At 58.6% G+C, this 14346-nt stretch carries 16 protein-coding genes; 2 read left to right on the top strand and 14 right to left on the bottom strand.

Annotated elements, in window-relative coordinates; genetic code table 11:
* Positions 1 to 60: 60 nt before the first annotated feature.
* The 6 genes from feoB to RX717_RS06990 all read right to left on the bottom strand — a co-directional run bounded on the left by feoB (position 61) and on the right by RX717_RS06990 (position 6412).
* The gene (feoB, locus tag RX717_RS07015) at positions 61 to 2088 is read right to left on the bottom strand and encodes a ferrous iron transport protein B (RefSeq protein WP_199855172.1); all 2028 of its coding nucleotides are present in this window, start codon (positions 2086 to 2088) and stop codon (positions 61 to 63) included.
* Positions 2085 to 2315, bottom strand: a complete 231-nt coding sequence (locus tag RX717_RS07010) for a FeoA family protein (protein WP_199855173.1) — start codon at positions 2313 to 2315, stop codon at positions 2085 to 2087. The genes feoB and RX717_RS07010 overlap by 4 nt, the downstream gene beginning before the upstream one ends.
* A 150-nt stretch (positions 2316 to 2465) precedes the next feature.
* The gene (locus RX717_RS07005; protein ID WP_107630595.1) at positions 2466 to 3005 is read right to left on the bottom strand and encodes a VanZ family protein; all 540 of its coding nucleotides are present in this window, start codon (positions 3003 to 3005) and stop codon (positions 2466 to 2468) included.
* On the bottom strand, positions 3002 to 5170 hold the full coding sequence (locus tag RX717_RS07000) for a hypothetical protein (protein ID WP_316960633.1): 2169 nt from the start codon (positions 5168 to 5170) through the stop codon (positions 3002 to 3004). Before RX717_RS07000 ends, RX717_RS07005 begins: the two co-directional genes overlap by 4 nt.
* A complete protein-coding gene (locus RX717_RS06995) occupies positions 5145 to 6044 on the bottom strand; it encodes an ABC transporter ATP-binding protein (protein ID WP_054326269.1) in 900 nt (299 codons plus the stop codon). Before RX717_RS06995 ends, RX717_RS07000 begins: the two co-directional genes overlap by 26 nt.
* Positions 6041 to 6412 carry a GntR family transcriptional regulator gene (locus tag RX717_RS06990; protein ID WP_054326268.1) on the bottom strand — a complete coding sequence of 124 codons (372 nt, stop codon included), beginning with the start codon at positions 6410 to 6412 and terminating at the stop codon, positions 6041 to 6043. The genes RX717_RS06995 and RX717_RS06990 overlap by 4 nt, the downstream gene beginning before the upstream one ends.
* Before the next feature lie 154 nt (positions 6413 to 6566).
* Between RX717_RS06990 and ung the strand changes: the two genes are divergently transcribed.
* Positions 6567 to 7241 carry a uracil-DNA glycosylase gene (ung, locus tag RX717_RS06985; protein WP_316960632.1) on the top strand — a complete coding sequence of 225 codons (675 nt, stop codon included), beginning with the start codon at positions 6567 to 6569 and terminating at the stop codon, positions 7239 to 7241.
* Between the two features lie 47 nt (positions 7242 to 7288).
* Here the strand turns inward: ung and RX717_RS06980 are convergent, their stop codons facing one another.
* The 4 genes from RX717_RS06980 to RX717_RS06965 all read right to left on the bottom strand — a co-directional run bounded on the left by RX717_RS06980 (position 7289) and on the right by RX717_RS06965 (position 10640).
* Entirely contained in the window at positions 7289 to 7822 is a 534-nt protein-coding gene (locus RX717_RS06980) for a DUF308 domain-containing protein (protein ID WP_054326266.1), read from the bottom strand.
* A gap of 21 nt (positions 7823 to 7843) precedes the next feature.
* The gene (ftsH, locus tag RX717_RS06975) at positions 7844 to 9688 is read right to left on the bottom strand and encodes an ATP-dependent zinc metalloprotease FtsH (RefSeq protein ID WP_107630601.1); all 1845 of its coding nucleotides are present in this window, start codon (positions 9686 to 9688) and stop codon (positions 7844 to 7846) included.
* Position 9689: 1 nt separating this feature from the next.
* Entirely contained in the window at positions 9690 to 10151 is a 462-nt protein-coding gene (locus tag RX717_RS06970) for a MarR family winged helix-turn-helix transcriptional regulator (protein WP_159068028.1), read from the bottom strand.
* 147 nt (positions 10152 to 10298) lie between these two features.
* Positions 10299 to 10640 (bottom strand): phenylpyruvate tautomerase MIF-related protein, encoded by a 342-nt coding sequence (locus RX717_RS06965; protein ID WP_107630603.1) that lies wholly within the window; start codon positions 10638 to 10640, stop codon positions 10299 to 10301.
* A 172-nt stretch (positions 10641 to 10812) separates the two neighbouring features.
* Here RX717_RS06965 and RX717_RS06960 point away from each other — a divergent pair, with 172 nt between their 5' ends.
* A complete protein-coding gene (locus RX717_RS06960) occupies positions 10813 to 11784 on the top strand; it encodes an alpha/beta fold hydrolase (protein ID WP_159068029.1) in 972 nt (323 codons plus the stop codon).
* A 36-nt stretch (positions 11785 to 11820) separates the two neighbouring features.
* On the opposite strand, the gene RX717_RS06955 is transcribed toward RX717_RS06960, so the two are convergent.
* The 4 genes from RX717_RS06955 to rpe form a co-directional block, all read right to left on the bottom strand.
* Positions 11821 to 12303, bottom strand: a complete 483-nt coding sequence (locus RX717_RS06955; RefSeq protein ID WP_316960631.1) for an HAD family hydrolase — start codon at positions 12301 to 12303, stop codon at positions 11821 to 11823.
* Positions 12203 to 12436: an HAD hydrolase-like protein gene (locus tag RX717_RS06950; RefSeq protein WP_316960630.1), complete on the bottom strand. Its 234-nt coding sequence runs from the start codon at positions 12434 to 12436 to the stop codon at positions 12203 to 12205. Before RX717_RS06950 ends, RX717_RS06955 begins: the two co-directional genes overlap by 101 nt.
* A complete protein-coding gene (locus RX717_RS06945; RefSeq protein ID WP_107630606.1) occupies positions 12433 to 13413 on the bottom strand; it encodes an ROK family protein in 981 nt (326 codons plus the stop codon). The genes RX717_RS06950 and RX717_RS06945 overlap by 4 nt, the downstream gene beginning before the upstream one ends.
* Positions 13414 to 13547: 134 nt before the next feature.
* A complete protein-coding gene (gene rpe, locus RX717_RS06940; RefSeq protein ID WP_107630607.1) occupies positions 13548 to 14231 on the bottom strand; it encodes a ribulose-phosphate 3-epimerase in 684 nt (227 codons plus the stop codon).
* Between the last annotated feature and the right edge of the window lie 115 nt (positions 14232 to 14346).

Below are 14346 nucleotides of genomic sequence, written 5' to 3'. Positions count from 1 at the left end.
TTCCTTTCCAGTATAACACAGGGGCCGCGCTTTGAACAGCGCAGCCCCTATTTTCCGTCCTTATAGCAGCAGGCTGCCGATTTGGTACACCGCCAACGCGGCCAAATACGCCAGCCCCGTCTGGAACGCGGCGGCGCCGAACGCCCATCTCCAGCCGCCCATCTCGCGCTTGATCGTGGCAAACGCGGACATGCAGGGCATGTACAGCAGCGTAAATACCAGGAACGAATAGCCCGTAAGCGGGGTGAACACCGAACCGAGCAGGCCGGACAGCACCGCACTGTCCCCGCCCGCGCCGTACAGCACGCTCATTGTGGAAACTACCGCCTCCTTGGCGACCAGACCGGTCAGCAGCGCCACCGATTCCTGCCAGTTCCCAAAGCCCAGCGGGCCAAACACCGGCGCGATCGCCGTTCCAAACACACCGAGGATGCTTTCCCCCGCGTCCTGCGCGACCGCAAGCGTCGGCGTAAAGTTCTGCAGCAGCCAGATGACCACGCTCATCAAAAAGATGACCGTGCCAGCGCGAGTGATGAAATCCTTCGCCTTCTGCCACATGTTGAGTACTGTACCCTTGAAGCTCGGCATACGGTAGGTCGGCAGTTCCAGCACAAAGCCCGAGGATACGCCCTTGAACACCGTTTTTTTGAGAATGAAGCCCGCGGCGATCCCCACCAGGATACCCAGCACATACAGACTGATCACGATCAGCCCCTGGTTCTCCCCAAACAACGCGCCCGCGACAAGCGCATAAACCGGCAGCTTGGCACCGCACGACATAAACGGGGTGAGCATGATGGTCATGCGGCGGTCGTCGTCATTTTCCATCGTGCGTGCCGCCATGACCGCGGGCGTGGTGCAGCCAAAGCCCATCAGCATGGGTACGAACGACTTGCCGGACAGTCCGATGCGCCGCAGCAGCGTATCCATGATAAACGCCACGCGCGCCAAGTAGCCGGTGTCCTCCAGAACAGAGAGGAAGAAAAATAGAATCACGATCTGCGGCAAAAAGCTCAGCACGCCGCCCACGCCGCCGATCACACCGTCGCACACCAGCCCGATCATCCACGGCGCGGCCTGCGCTGTTGTCAGCAGTCCGCGTATGGCAGGCGAGAGTACCTCCTGAATCAGGTATTCCATCCCGTCGCCCAGCCAGGACCCGAACGGGCCAAACGTACACCAGAACATCAGAAACATGAAAAACGCGAAAATCGGCAGCGCCCAGACACGGTGCAGCACGATCCGGTCGATGCGCTCGGTCACGGTCGCCTTATGCACCGCCGGCCTTCGGTAGCTGGCGCGCACCAGCTCCTCAATATAGTCGTACAACGCGTCCGCCAACACCATTTCCTTATCCGTCTGGTTGGCGTGGCTCTGCATGCCTGCCGCGATCGTGTTCAGTTCCTCCCGTATCTTCTGCGGCATGCCGCGCCGGTCCATCTGCTCCCACATCGCCTTATCGCCCTCGAGCAGCTTGGCCGCGTAAAACGGTAGGCTACACGCACGCAGTGGAAGCGGCCGCAGCAGGCCGGACGCGCGTCGGATCGCCGCCCCCACGCCATGCAGATAGGCCGGCTGCTGTGCCGGCGCGCGCATCCCGTGCGCCAGCGCGTCCAGAAGATCATGCATATTCTCGCCCTTTTTGGCCGATATCGGCACGACCGGCACGCCCAGCCGCGCGCTCATCTCCTCGCAGTCGATCTCGATGCCCTGCGCGCGCACGTCATCCATAAAGCCGAGGGCGACCACCATCGGCAGCCCCAGCGCAACAAGTTGCAGCGTCAGATACAGGTTGCGCTCAATATTGGCCGCATCCACGATATTAAGGATGCCGTCCAGCTCGTCCGACAGCACGAACTCGCGCGCGATAATTTCCTCCTGTGTATAGGGCGAAAGCGAATAGATACCCGGCAGGTCCACGATGTCAATGCCCGCCCCGTCGTGGCAGATATGACCGGTCTTGCGGTCGACCGTCACGCCGGGCCAGTTCCCGACATGCTGGTTGGAGCCGGTCAGTCGGTTGAACAGCGTCGTCTTGCCGCTGTTCGGATTGCCAATAATCGCAATGGTTTTTTTATCCCCGTTCATCCGCCCGCCTCCAGCACAATCTTTTTCGCTTCTTCGCGCCGAAGCGACAGGCTGTATCCCCTCAGGCGCACGGCGACCGGATCGCCAAAGGGCGCGATCCGCTCCATAGTCACGACCACGCCTTTCGTAATGCCCATATCAAGAAAATGGCGCTTGAGCGCGCCATCCGCCGTGATATAGTCCACCACGCCGCTCTCGCCGGTTTTTAAATGGTTGAGTGTCTTCATTTTATCCCCCTGCTGCGGCCAAGTCTTCGGCTGCATACCTTATTATTATAAAATGTCCGTTTCCGCTTGTCAATGCGGCAGAAGGGCTTCCGCCCTACAGCGGAAGCCCTTCCCTTTGCTTTTCAGTTGTCCGGTACGCCGCGTTTACAGTCAAAGCCCGCCCAGCAGAAGCAGGTCGGAAGCCGTGGCCGACACAATCACCGCCAGCCAGCACGCAAGCGGATACGCCCACTCGGCGCGCCCCTGCCGCGCCGGCGCAAGGCGCGGACACGCGCACAGTAGCAGCTTTGCCAAAGCAAATCCGGCCGCCGCGCCCAATGTATTCAGGAGCAGGTCATCCACCGAGGTCACGCCGCCCGCAACAAGCTGGATCAGTTCAATGCTGAGCGATACGCCGAAGCCGAACAGAATCGTGCGCCTCGCGCGCCCAAAATACCGCCAGAACAGCGGCAGCAGGAACCCCAGCGGCGCGAGCAGCGCCGCGTTGCCCGCGATGTTGGCGAACACCCCCAGGCCGGGCGAAGCAGGATCGTTCAATACCGCCGCAATATCCGCAAACGGGACCAGCTCCAGCCGCGGCGCGGGCAAGCTGCCTGCCAGCAATTGGTACAGCGACGGCCCTGTTACCAGACCGACGCACAGCAGGTACAGCAGGAGTACCGCAGCGCCGCAGAAATCCCGCCGTCTCATCCGACCGACGGCATCTCAGCCGCTGCCGCCGCGCCAATGACTGCCGCGGCTTCATCCGCCGCCCCGTCGGGCCGGTACTTTTCGATCACGTCCGTGGGCTGCGTGCCGAGCAGGTAGCGCAGCTCTGTCGTGCGACCGCCGTCTTTTAACGTTGCATATACATTGACCGTATCTGTGCTTTCCATCAGGGGCGCTCCGCTGCCGAGATAAAACACACTGTTGTATATATTCATTGCGTCGGCATAAACCGCATTTTCCAGCAGCTTCTCAATATCCCCGGCATCGGTCACGGTCACGTTGCTCCAAGCTGTGCCTTCTTCATCGCGCTGCACCACATAGCCGATTTCTACCGTGCTGATCTGATCTGCGGTCAGCGCCTGCGGCTGCGGCTCATAGCCGGTCAACTGCTTAATGAGCGCCAGCGTTCTGGTATCCGCCTCACACACATAAATATTGCTCCAGCTTGCGGACCGAATGCCGTCCTGCCTGTTTTCGTACGCCAGTTCCAGTCGGAACACCGGCATACTGCTTTCCTGACGCGCCAGTTCTTCTTCGCGCAGCGTTTCCAGTATTTCACTGATTTTCTCCGGCTCGTCATACAGGTTACCCAGAAAGGCGCCGGCATTATCCGTAAACATAAGCACCGCGACCTCGTCCTCAGTCATATTATCGAGGCAGAACAGGTCCCACTTTTTCTGTTTGTACTCCGCTGAGGTTTGGAGCTGCACCAGCAGCGCCTCCACCTCTTCGGTCTGCGGCAGCCTATAGTAGCGCGCCTCCATGCGCCCGCCGTTAAGGCGGAACTTGAGTGTAATACCGAAAGAGTCGTCAAACGAACCGAACTGCGCCTGCAGCTCGCCCTCCGGCGCGGCGTCTTCCGCTGCCGTCATGGCAACGCCGATCTCCGCCAGCCGGCACACCGCCGCGATATTCTCCGGCTCGCTCAGCATCTCCCTGCTGCTGTATGCGGCAACATCCACCGCCTCCAGCTCGCCCTCGTCCGGCAGCCAAGTGTCATAGCCGGTCACATCCGCTTTCATCAGCAGTATCCCCCCGACCAGAACGACCAGCATCACCGCCAAGTGCAACGGTTTGGCAAAGATCGCGCGGAAATCAAAGGCATAGATGATCTCAACGATCCAATGGAACAGCACCGCGCCGATCACCAGGCCGGGCCAGAACCAGAAATCTCCCGCAATCAGGTTGAACAGCGTGCCGAACGCAACGCTCATAATCAGACAGATATATACCTTGATGGGCAGCTTTGACCGGTCGAACGCAAGCGCCGTTCCCGCCCGCTCGCTTTTGCGGATGCGGAACAGAAATACCGCCAGCGCGGTCACTACCGCCGCAGCGGCCAGATACCCCGCCAGCAGGCCGGCCGCCGAGCCAGTCTGCCCGAGTGTGGCAACGCCGCCGTACCGGATACCGTCCACCGTGAAGTACTCCATCACCGGGCAAAGCCGTACCGCCGCTATCGTACCATCCAGTCCGCCTTCCGACGAATACGTCTCATAAAATTTGCCGAGCATCGCGATCTGCAGCATGCGCACCAGCAGGGGCGAAAAGTACACCCAGGCGAGCAGCAGCAGGGTGACGACCGTATTTCCGCAGACGATAGTTGTCAGCACGGCCAGCGCATAAATGAGCAGGAAGAAAATCAGGTTGCACAGCACCGTGCCGCCGATCGCCCCCCAATCGGCCGCTTCGCCAAAGCCCATCGCATAAGCGCAGGCCAGCGTAATGGCGAGCATGACAAAATAGGTGGAAAGCGTACACAGCGCGCCGGTCAGGAAGTTGTTGGCGAACAGGCGTGTGCGCGAGAGGGGGAGTGAGTGGTAAAAATCCACCTTCTGCCGGTTGTGCAGGTAGGCGAACAGCGCGACGCCGCACACGACCGCCATGACCACAAAGGTTACCTTGACAAAAGGATTGTAGCCGAGCAGCACGGCCACCTGGTCAAGCGCGCCCTGCCAGGCATCCTCCATATACTGCGGGGAATTATTCAGATTATACGCTTTCTGCTCCAGCGCCCGCTGCATCGTCATCAGCACGGGCAGCAGCAGGGACAGGAAAAAGCCCACGCCGGAAAGGACGAGCGCCCACAGGCTGCGGCGCATGCTGTCCCCAGCAAGCCCTTTAGAAGAGAAGCTTTTTGACGTCATAACCGGCCACCTCCGTTTCATTGATGAATATTTCTTCCAGCGTCAGCGGAAGCATTTCGCAGAAGCTGGGGTTCATGGCGTTGATCCGCGCCAGCAGCTCCTCGCGGCTGCCGCGCGCAGTCAGCGTATACAGAGAGCCGCGCTGCTCCAGGCGCAGCAGGTCAAACTCCTGCCATGCGTTTTCCGGAAGCGTGCCGGTAAAAATACACTGCAGCTTGAACATTCCGAGCTTCATCTCATCCAGATCGCGCGAGAACAGGATACCGCCGCGGTGCAGCAGGCCGACATGGTCGCAGATATCCTCCAGCTCGCGCAGATTGTGGGAGGCGATAACCGGCGTCATGCCGCGGCTTTCCACATCCTCCGCAAACAGGCTTTTGACCGTCTGCCGCACGACCGGATCCAGCCCGTCGAACGTTTCGTCGCAGAACAGGTAATCCGTTCCCGCGCAGATGCCGCAGATCACGGAAACCTGTTTTTTCATGCCCTTGGAGAACGTGCGTATCTTTCGGTTCTCATCCAGGCCGAAGCCGTCCATCAGCTTGTGGTAGCGCGCCTCGTCAAAATAGCGGTAAAATCGCTTGTAATAGTTCTTCATTTCTGCAGGCGTGCTGTTCGGAAAAAAGAACTGTTCGTCGGAAATAAAGAAAAACCGTGCCTTGATTGCTACATTTTCAAAAATATCCGCCCCATCGATGCGTACCGCACCCTCGTCCGGCGACAGGATGCCCGCCAGCATGCGCAGGAACGTCGATTTGCCCGCGCCGTTCGAACCGATCAGCCCATACACCGAACCGTCCCGCACCTCTGCGCATATATGGTCGACCGCCGTGATGCTTCCAAAGCGTTTGGTCGCGTTTTCAGCCGTAATCATGCCCCATCCACTCCTTTCTTCTGCAGCCAGCCGCGCAACCGATCCTCGTCCGCGCCAAGCGTGCGCGCCTGCGCCGCCAGCGCGCCGATCTGTGCGCCGATCTCTTCCAAGCGCCGCTCCCGCAGCACCGTCATGTTATCCGAAATAAAATTCCCCCGTCCCTTGGCCGCGTAGATCACGCCGCGCCGCTCCAGCTCTCCATACGCGCGCTGGATCGTGTTTGGGTTGATCGAAAGCTCCATCGCAAGCTGGCGTACGCTGGGGATCTGCGTATCCGCAGGCAGCGCCCCGCGCAGCGCAAGCTCCTCAATACCGTCCACCACCTGTTCATAGATGGGCCGCGGATCCCGATAATCGATTTTTATCACATCGCGCGCCTCCTTTCCAGTCGTGTTCCACATGTTCTATCTGTATTATTCGTTCTAATACACTTGGAGTATAGCAAATCTTTTTCCCCTTGTCAATCGCTTTTTTGCGCGATGTATGCTATACTGGTTGCAAACACTGTTCAGGAGGCCGCACATGGTACATTTGGGAAACGACTGGGATACGCTGCTTGCCGGCGAATTCCAGCAGGAATATTATAAGAAAATACGCTACTGGCTCAAGAAAGAATATGCCGAGCAGACAGTCTATCCCCCTATGGAGGATATTTTTAACGCCCTGCGCTACACGCCCTATCACGAGGTAAAGGCTGTTATTCTGGGGCAGGACCCTTACCACGGCCCAGGGCAGGCGCACGGCCTCTGTTTTTCCGTCCAGCCGGGCGTACAGCCGCCGCCGAGCCTGCTGAACATTTTTCAGGAACTACAGAGCGATCTCGGCATCACGCCTCCGGCGGGCGGCACGCTGACCAAATGGGCCGAGCGCGGCGTGCTGCTGCTCAACACCACCCTGACCGTACGGCGCGGACAGGCCAACAGCCATAGGAACATCGGTTGGACAACCTTTACCGATCACGTCATCCAGAAGCTTAACGAGCATGAACGGCCGGTTGTGTTCCTGCTCTGGGGCGGCAACGCGCGCAGCAAAAAGAGCCTGATTACCGCGCCGCAGCATCTGGTGCTCGAATGCGCGCACCCGTCGCCGCTGTCGGCGTTTAACGGTTTTTTTGGCTGCCGGCATTTTTCCAAATGCAATGCTTTCCTGGAAAGGAACGGCGTCGAGCCGATCGACTGGGATCTGAACCACGATTGACGGTGAAAAAAGAGCCTGCTCAGCCGAGCAGGCTCTTTTTTCACCCCTTACCGATGCAGGGAGGAAGCAAACAGGCCGCGCATCACCGCCATCAGTCCCTGCGCCATCAAAACAACCGCTACCACTGCGGATATCGCGATTGCAGCAATATCCGGCTTGAAAAAGGTCGCCAGGCCGAAAATAAGTATGACCAGGCCGATCGCCAGCGGCGCGCCCCAGAACAACATGCCCGCCCGGCGATAGATCGCCGCGCCGACGCATTTGATCACACCGGACAGGATCGCCCATCCGGCCAGCGCATAGGGCAGCAGTTCCGCCGCCAGCCAGCTGTTGCAGACGAACAGGAGGCCGAGCAGCAGGTCGATGATCCCGTCCGCCAAAAACCATCCCGAAGCGATATACGCCCGATGCCGCGCCAGATACACCACTAGGTCGGACGCACCCGACACTAGCATGGCCGCCCCCAGCAGCCACGCGATCGACACCAGCGCCGCATCTGGATGGATCAGGAAATACAGCCCCATAATCACCAGAAACATGCCCACTAGAAACCAGATACCACGTCCAAACCAATCTTTCATTGCAGCCCCTCCTTAGTCCTTTTATTCCTGTTTCTTTTCCAGCATCCCCATAAATTCCTCTCCTGTGATGGTTTCCTTTTCCAGCAGGAAATGCGCCAGCCGGTGCAGCGACTCCATATTTTCCTGCAAAATGCCGATCGCTTTCTCATGCGCCGCCTTAACGGTCGCCACGACCTCCTGATCGATGTGCGCCGCAGTTTCCGCTGAGCAGGCCAGCGAAGCGTCGCTCGACAAATACTGGTTCGTCACGGTTTCCAACGCAACCATATCGAATTTGCGGCTCATGCCATACCGGGCGATCATCGCGCGCGTCAGTTTGGTCGCCTGCTCAATATCATTGGAGGCGCCTGTCGTGACCGAACCGAAGACCAGCTCCTCGGCCGAACGGCCGCCGGTAAGCGTCGTCACCTTGTTCAGCAGTTCCTCCCTGCTCATCAGATAATGCTCGCCCTCGTCCACCTGCATGGTATAACCCAGCGCGCCCGAGGTGCGCGGCACGATCGTGATTTTGGTAACCGGCGCCGAATTGCTCTGCTTGGCCGCGACCAGCGCGTGACCGATCTCGTGGTATGCAACAATCTCCTTTTCCTTGGGACTGAGTACCGCGTTTTTGCGCTGCGCACCCGCGATAACCGTCTCCACGCTTTCCTCCAGATCGGGCTGCTCGACCGCGTTCCGCCCCAGCCGGACCGCCCGCAGCGCCGCCTCGTTGATGATGTTTGCCAAGTCCGCGCCGGACGCGCCCGAGGTTGCCCGCGCGATCGCATTGAAATCGATATGACCGGACATATGCACGTCCTTAGCGTGGACCTTCAAAATCGCAATACGTCCCTGCAGGTCGGGCAGTTCGACAGGGATGCGGCGGTCAAACCGGCCTGGGCGCAGCAGCGCGGGGTCGAGCGATTCCGGCCGGTTGGTCGCGGCCAGGATCACAACGCCCTTGGTCCCGTCAAAACCGTCCATTTCGGTCAAAAGCTGGTTGAGCGTCTGTTCACGCTCGTCGTTGCCGCCAAAGCCCGCGCCATCGCGCTTTTTACCGATGGTATCAATCTCGTCAATGAATACGATGCAGGGCGCTTTCTCGCTCGCCTGCTTGAACAGGTCGCGCACCTTGGCCGCGCCCATGCCGACAAACATCTCGACAAACTCCGAGCCGGAGATCGAGAAGAACGGTACATGCGCCTCACCCGCGACCGCCTTGGCAAGCAGCGTTTTACCGGTACCCGGCGGGCCGACGAGCAACGCGCCCTTGGGCAGCTTGGCACCGATCGACGCATACTTTCCCGGGTTGTGGAGGAAGTCTACAATCTCCCGCAGGGCCTCCTTCGCCTCGTCCTGTCCGGCGACGTCCGCAAAGGTCTTGCCGGTTTCGGTTTCGGCATAGATCTTGGCGTTGGATTTGCCGAAGCTCATGGCGTTCCCGCCCATACTCTTCATCATTTTTTTGCTGAGCCACTGGCCGACCACCAAGATAATGACGATTGGGATCGCATAGCCAAGCAGCAGGCTCAGCAACGGCGAGGCCTGTGTCGGGATCTCGGAAGCAAATTTTACGCTGTCTGCGTCCAGCAGGCGCTCGACCAAATCCTGATCCGGAAAGATGCCGGTTTTATAGACCGCAGCCTTCCCGTCCTCGTTTTTACCTTCAAATACGATCTGCTCCTCCTGCTTGTCGTAGGCAACCGTTTCCACCCGTCCATCGTCCACCATGGACAGGAATTCATCATAGCCGACTTCGGTCACCTGCCGCTGCGCCAGCATTGGGAACAGCAGCCAATTGAGCAACATAAGCACGACCAATGTGACCGCGTAATAAAAAATAAGCGGTTTTTTCGGCGTTTTGGAACCATTTGCAGGTCCAACCATATCATTTCACCTTTCTTTCCCGTTGTTCCAGCAGCGCGTCCAGATTGCGCTGCATTTTCTTCATAATCCGATGCACGGTCAGCAATTCCTCGTCCGAGATACCCTGCCGCAGCTGCCGTGCAACCTCCCAACAGCTTTTCTGCAGCTGCGCCGCCGCTGCGGCGCCTTCCCCGCACAGGCGGAGATGCACGACGCGGCGGTCGCTTTCATCCCGCTCGCAGGCAAGGAAGCCGCGCCGGTGCAGCCCATCCACGCTGCGCGCGACCAGCGCCTTGGAAATGCCGCGGGACTGCGCGATGTCGGTTGCGGTATCCTGCTCCGGCGCATAGTGGCACAGGAACAGCAGCACCGCGGTTTCGTTCGGCGAAAGCTGGTATCCAGCGGCCGCATCCTGAAGGCAGCTTCGGTACAGCTTTTCCAGCTTGGCCGTATCCTTCAAAAAATCGTCTTCCCAGTGGAGCATTCCACGGCCTCCCTTCCGAATGCTTCCATTATCTCTATGGTACTTCAATTTGTTAACAGCATCAACCATTTATTTGTAAACAATTTGCAAAATCAAAACGGCCGTCCCCACAGCGCAGGGAGCGGCCGTTCCGCACACCGAAAAGCCTTATTTCATGCTACCCAGAGTACCCCAGTTGGCAAATTCCCCATAGGAAAGGTAAATGCCATCCTGCGGCAGGCCGGTCGTCTGCTGCACCGCGGTGAACGCGGCCTCAGTAAAGGCTTTCTTGTTTTCAAACTCGGTAGAGCCGTAGCAGCGCACATCCAGGAACGCCAACTCCCGTTTTCCCCCCGCAAAATACATGCTGTGTCCATCCGAAATATCAACCATCAGCTTTGCCTCGGTCTTGCCCGGGATCACGCTGATTTTGCGGCCCAGCTCGCTTTTGAGCGCGTCTTTTTGCTCTTCGGAAAGGATTTTGGACGTAGAAATACCAATATAAGGCATAATAAGCACCCCGTTTTCAACTGTTTCTTTTATTATAGCATCCTGCCGCCCCTGTGACAAGCAAACAAATTTATAAACGCTTTGTTAATTTTGCTCAAATTCTATGCACACACGTCCTGTTTTGTGGTATGATATTGGCAGTAACTCTACCCGCCGAACGGATGTGTGCTATATGAATATCAAGTGTACCCAAAATATTTATAAAAGCGCGAACGGTGTGTCCAATGTCACATACTATATCCTGACGCCGGAACAGTCCGAGCTGCGCGGTATCGTGCAGTTGTCCCACGGCATGTGCGAATATTTTTCGCGTTATACCGCTTTTGCAAAATATCTGTGCGGTCTCGGCTTTATCGTCTGCGGGAACGACCATATCGGCCACGGCGCTTCGGTTTCCCGCGATGCCGACCTCGGCTTTTTTTCCGTACGGGACGGCTGGAAGTACCTTGTTGAAGACGTCAAGCAGCTCACCGACCTGATGCAGCACCGATACCCGAACCTGCCCTACTTTATCTTGGGGCATTCCATGGGGTCTTTGATCGTGCGCCTGTACCTGACCGAGTACGGCGACCGCTTATCCGGCTGTATCCTGACCGGCACGGCCGGCCCGCAGCCGGCGGCGATCAGCGCCGCGCACCTTGCCGACTCGATCGCACGCAGCCGCGGCGTGACCTACCGCAGCGGCTTCCTATCCACCATCACGTTTCGGGGCTATAACCGCCGGATCAAGAACCCGCACTCGATCTTCGACTGGATCAGCCGTGACAGGGATGTGGTTTCCCTTTACCAGTCGGATGAAAAATGCAATTTTATCTTCACCGCAACCGGCTTTCGCGACCTGTACACTCTGGTCATCAAGGCCAACGCGAACAGCACGTTCCGCCGGACGCCAAACACGCTTCCGCTCCTGTTTCTGTCCGGAGATAAGGATCCTGTCGGAAAATATGGAGAGGGCGTGCGGCGGGTCGTCAACCTGTACCGCGGCGCGGGTCTGAAAAACATCGAGGTGATTTTCTATAAGGATGCGCGGCACGATATCTTCAACGAGCTTGACCGGCTGCAGGCGTTCGGCGATATTTCCCGCTGGCTGGAAGCGCAGCTCAGCGCGCAGGCTGAAGCGAGGGACGAACAGGCAGTCAACTGACAAAGCAAAACACCGGCAAAAAGCCGGTGTTTTTTGTTACAGCAGGAGGAGCTCAGATGGATGCGTCAGCCGCATATCAGCCTGCAGCGCATCCGGCGTTTCACTGCCCCACAGGGCCAGGCCGCTTTTGACCCCCGCCGCCGCGGCACACTGCATATCGTAGGCACTGTCCCCAATGTAAACGGCCTGCTCCGCCGAACCGCCCAGGCGGCGGATGCATTCCACCAGCCCGTCCGGCGCGGGTTTCGGATGCTCGATATCGTCCGCGCAGACGATCGCGTCAAAATAGTGGTTCAGCCCCAAAGGGGTAAACCCGTACCCCAACTGCAGCCTAGTGCGCGAGGTCACGATCCCGCAACGCTTCCCCGCGGCGTGCAGCGCCTCGAGCACGGGGATGATCCCCTCGTAAACCTCCACCTCATGCAGGCGGTCGCGCGACAGCGTCTCCCAGCGCGCCATGACCGGCTCTATCCTTTCCGCCGGGATAGCCAGCTTTTCCAGGGACTTTCGTCCCGGCATGCCGAACGAAAAAGCGCAGCTCCTCCAACGAGTAGTGGTATCCGAACTCCCGCAGCGCCTGTTGAAAGGATTGCTGGTCAACCGCTGCCGTATCGATCAGGGTCCCGTCAATATCAAAAACAAAACAGTTCATAGGCGTTCCTCCACCAATCCGAGTGCAAGCGCGCACAGTCCAGCCTCATAATCCTGTGTGAATTCCCGCGAAAGCTCGATTACCGGCAGCGCCTGCGGCGGCAGCGTCTGCGCACAGGCGTTGCGGATACGCTCCACCTTGCCGGAAATCAGCGGGTCGTCGTACAGCACCACGCGGTCCGGATTGAGCAGCGCGGCATACGCCCGAATCACCTGCATATAGTACGCCACCATATCCGCTCCCGCAAAATGGCTTTTGGCATATTCCAAATTGTTTTTGATCGGCAGATAATGCAGCTCCCCGGCAAACCCATTCGCGCCATGAAACGCCTTTCCGCCGATCGCGGCGCCCGCGCCGATGCCCGACCGCCCCAGATAAACGCATACCAATGCTTTGGGCACCTGCTTTCTCCGGCAGCAGCAGCCGATCGACACCAGATACATATCCCGTTCGACCGCCACGGGCAGGCCGAAGCTATGTTCCAGATGCGCCTGCAAGCTCACGCCCCGCAGCTCCGGATGGCCGACCGAGCTGGCCGCCACGCCATTCTGCAACGGGCCGTCATAGCCCATTGCAGCAGCCGCAAGCTGCGGGTAACGCGCTTTCACACGCATCGCCAGCGTGTCTATATCGGGCAGGATACCGTTTGTGCTTTCGGCCTCCTCCTGCTCCAGACGTGTTCCATTCAAATCGCACACAAACCAGCTGAGCCGCCGCCCCTCCAGCCGCAGGCACAGGAACAGGCGGTATGCCGGATCCAGCGCATACTGCTTCGCGCACCGCCCGCCGGTGGAGGCCGCCGTTCCGGTTTCCTTCGCCTCTCCCGCTTCCACCAGATCGTCTACGATGCGGCTGACTGTCGGAAAGCTGAGGCCGGTCCGGCGCGCCAGCTCGTTCTTGCTGTGCTCGCCGCCCCCGCGCATAGCCTCTCGGATCAACGTCATATTGACCTGCTTGAGACGTCCGGCGTCCGCCATTTACCCCCCTCCTTTTTATCTTACTTTTTAATACTTTTTTAATTTCTGTTTTGAGTATACCCCGATCCGTCCTTTTTGTCAACAAAAAAATACGGGCGGAGTAAAATCCGCCCGTATTTTCCGGCTCCGCCGGATTATTTCGTCCAAGCTGCTTTGGCTGCCCCCTCCGCAAAGGCCTGATGGAAGCCCTTGACGTTTGCCGCAATATCGCCGCCAAACACGGCCGAGCCGGCAACGATCACATCCGCGCCCGCTGCCACGATATCCACGGTATTGTTCAGCTTCGCGCCGCCGTCGATCTCCAGTTCACAGGGATAGCCGTGCTTCTGGATTTCCGCGCGCACCGTGCGGATCTTGTCCATGCATTCCGGAATGAAGCCCTGGCCGCCGAATCCCGGCTCCACCGTCATAATCAGCACCATATCACAGTATGGCAGCAGCGGGAACAACACGTTCGCCGGCGTACCCGGCTTGATCGTGCAGGAAGCCTTGACACCCGCCGCCTTGATTTTTTTGAGCTGCTCCAGTGTATCCCCGTTGGATTCGTAGTGTACTGTGATGATATCCGAACCGGCCTTGATAAAATCATCCAGATACCGGTCCGGATCGCTGATCATCAGATGTACGTCAAGCACCTTGTCGGTCGCCTTGCGCAGCGCCTTGACAACAGGCGCGCCGATCGTGATGTTTGGAACAAAATGCCCATCCATGACATCGACATGCACATATTCCGCGCCCGCGTCGGTGGCAATTTTGATATCGCGTGCAAGATTTGCGAAATCAGCGGACAAAATAGACGGTGAGAGCTTGATTTCCATTGGTTTTTCCTCCTGTAACCGCGCGGGAAAGCGCGGCATAATTTGATACCAGGCGCGGCCGCGCCTCCCCTTTTCAGCGCTGCGGCCCGTCTTTTTGAATACGGGAGCGGCGGGA

This window comes from Intestinibacillus sp. NTUH-41-i26, assembly GCF_032769475.1.
Lineage (GTDB): Bacteria > Bacillota > Clostridia > Oscillospirales > Butyricicoccaceae > Agathobaculum > Agathobaculum ammoniilyticum.
This window is presented reverse-complemented; position numbering and strand designations above follow the sequence as displayed.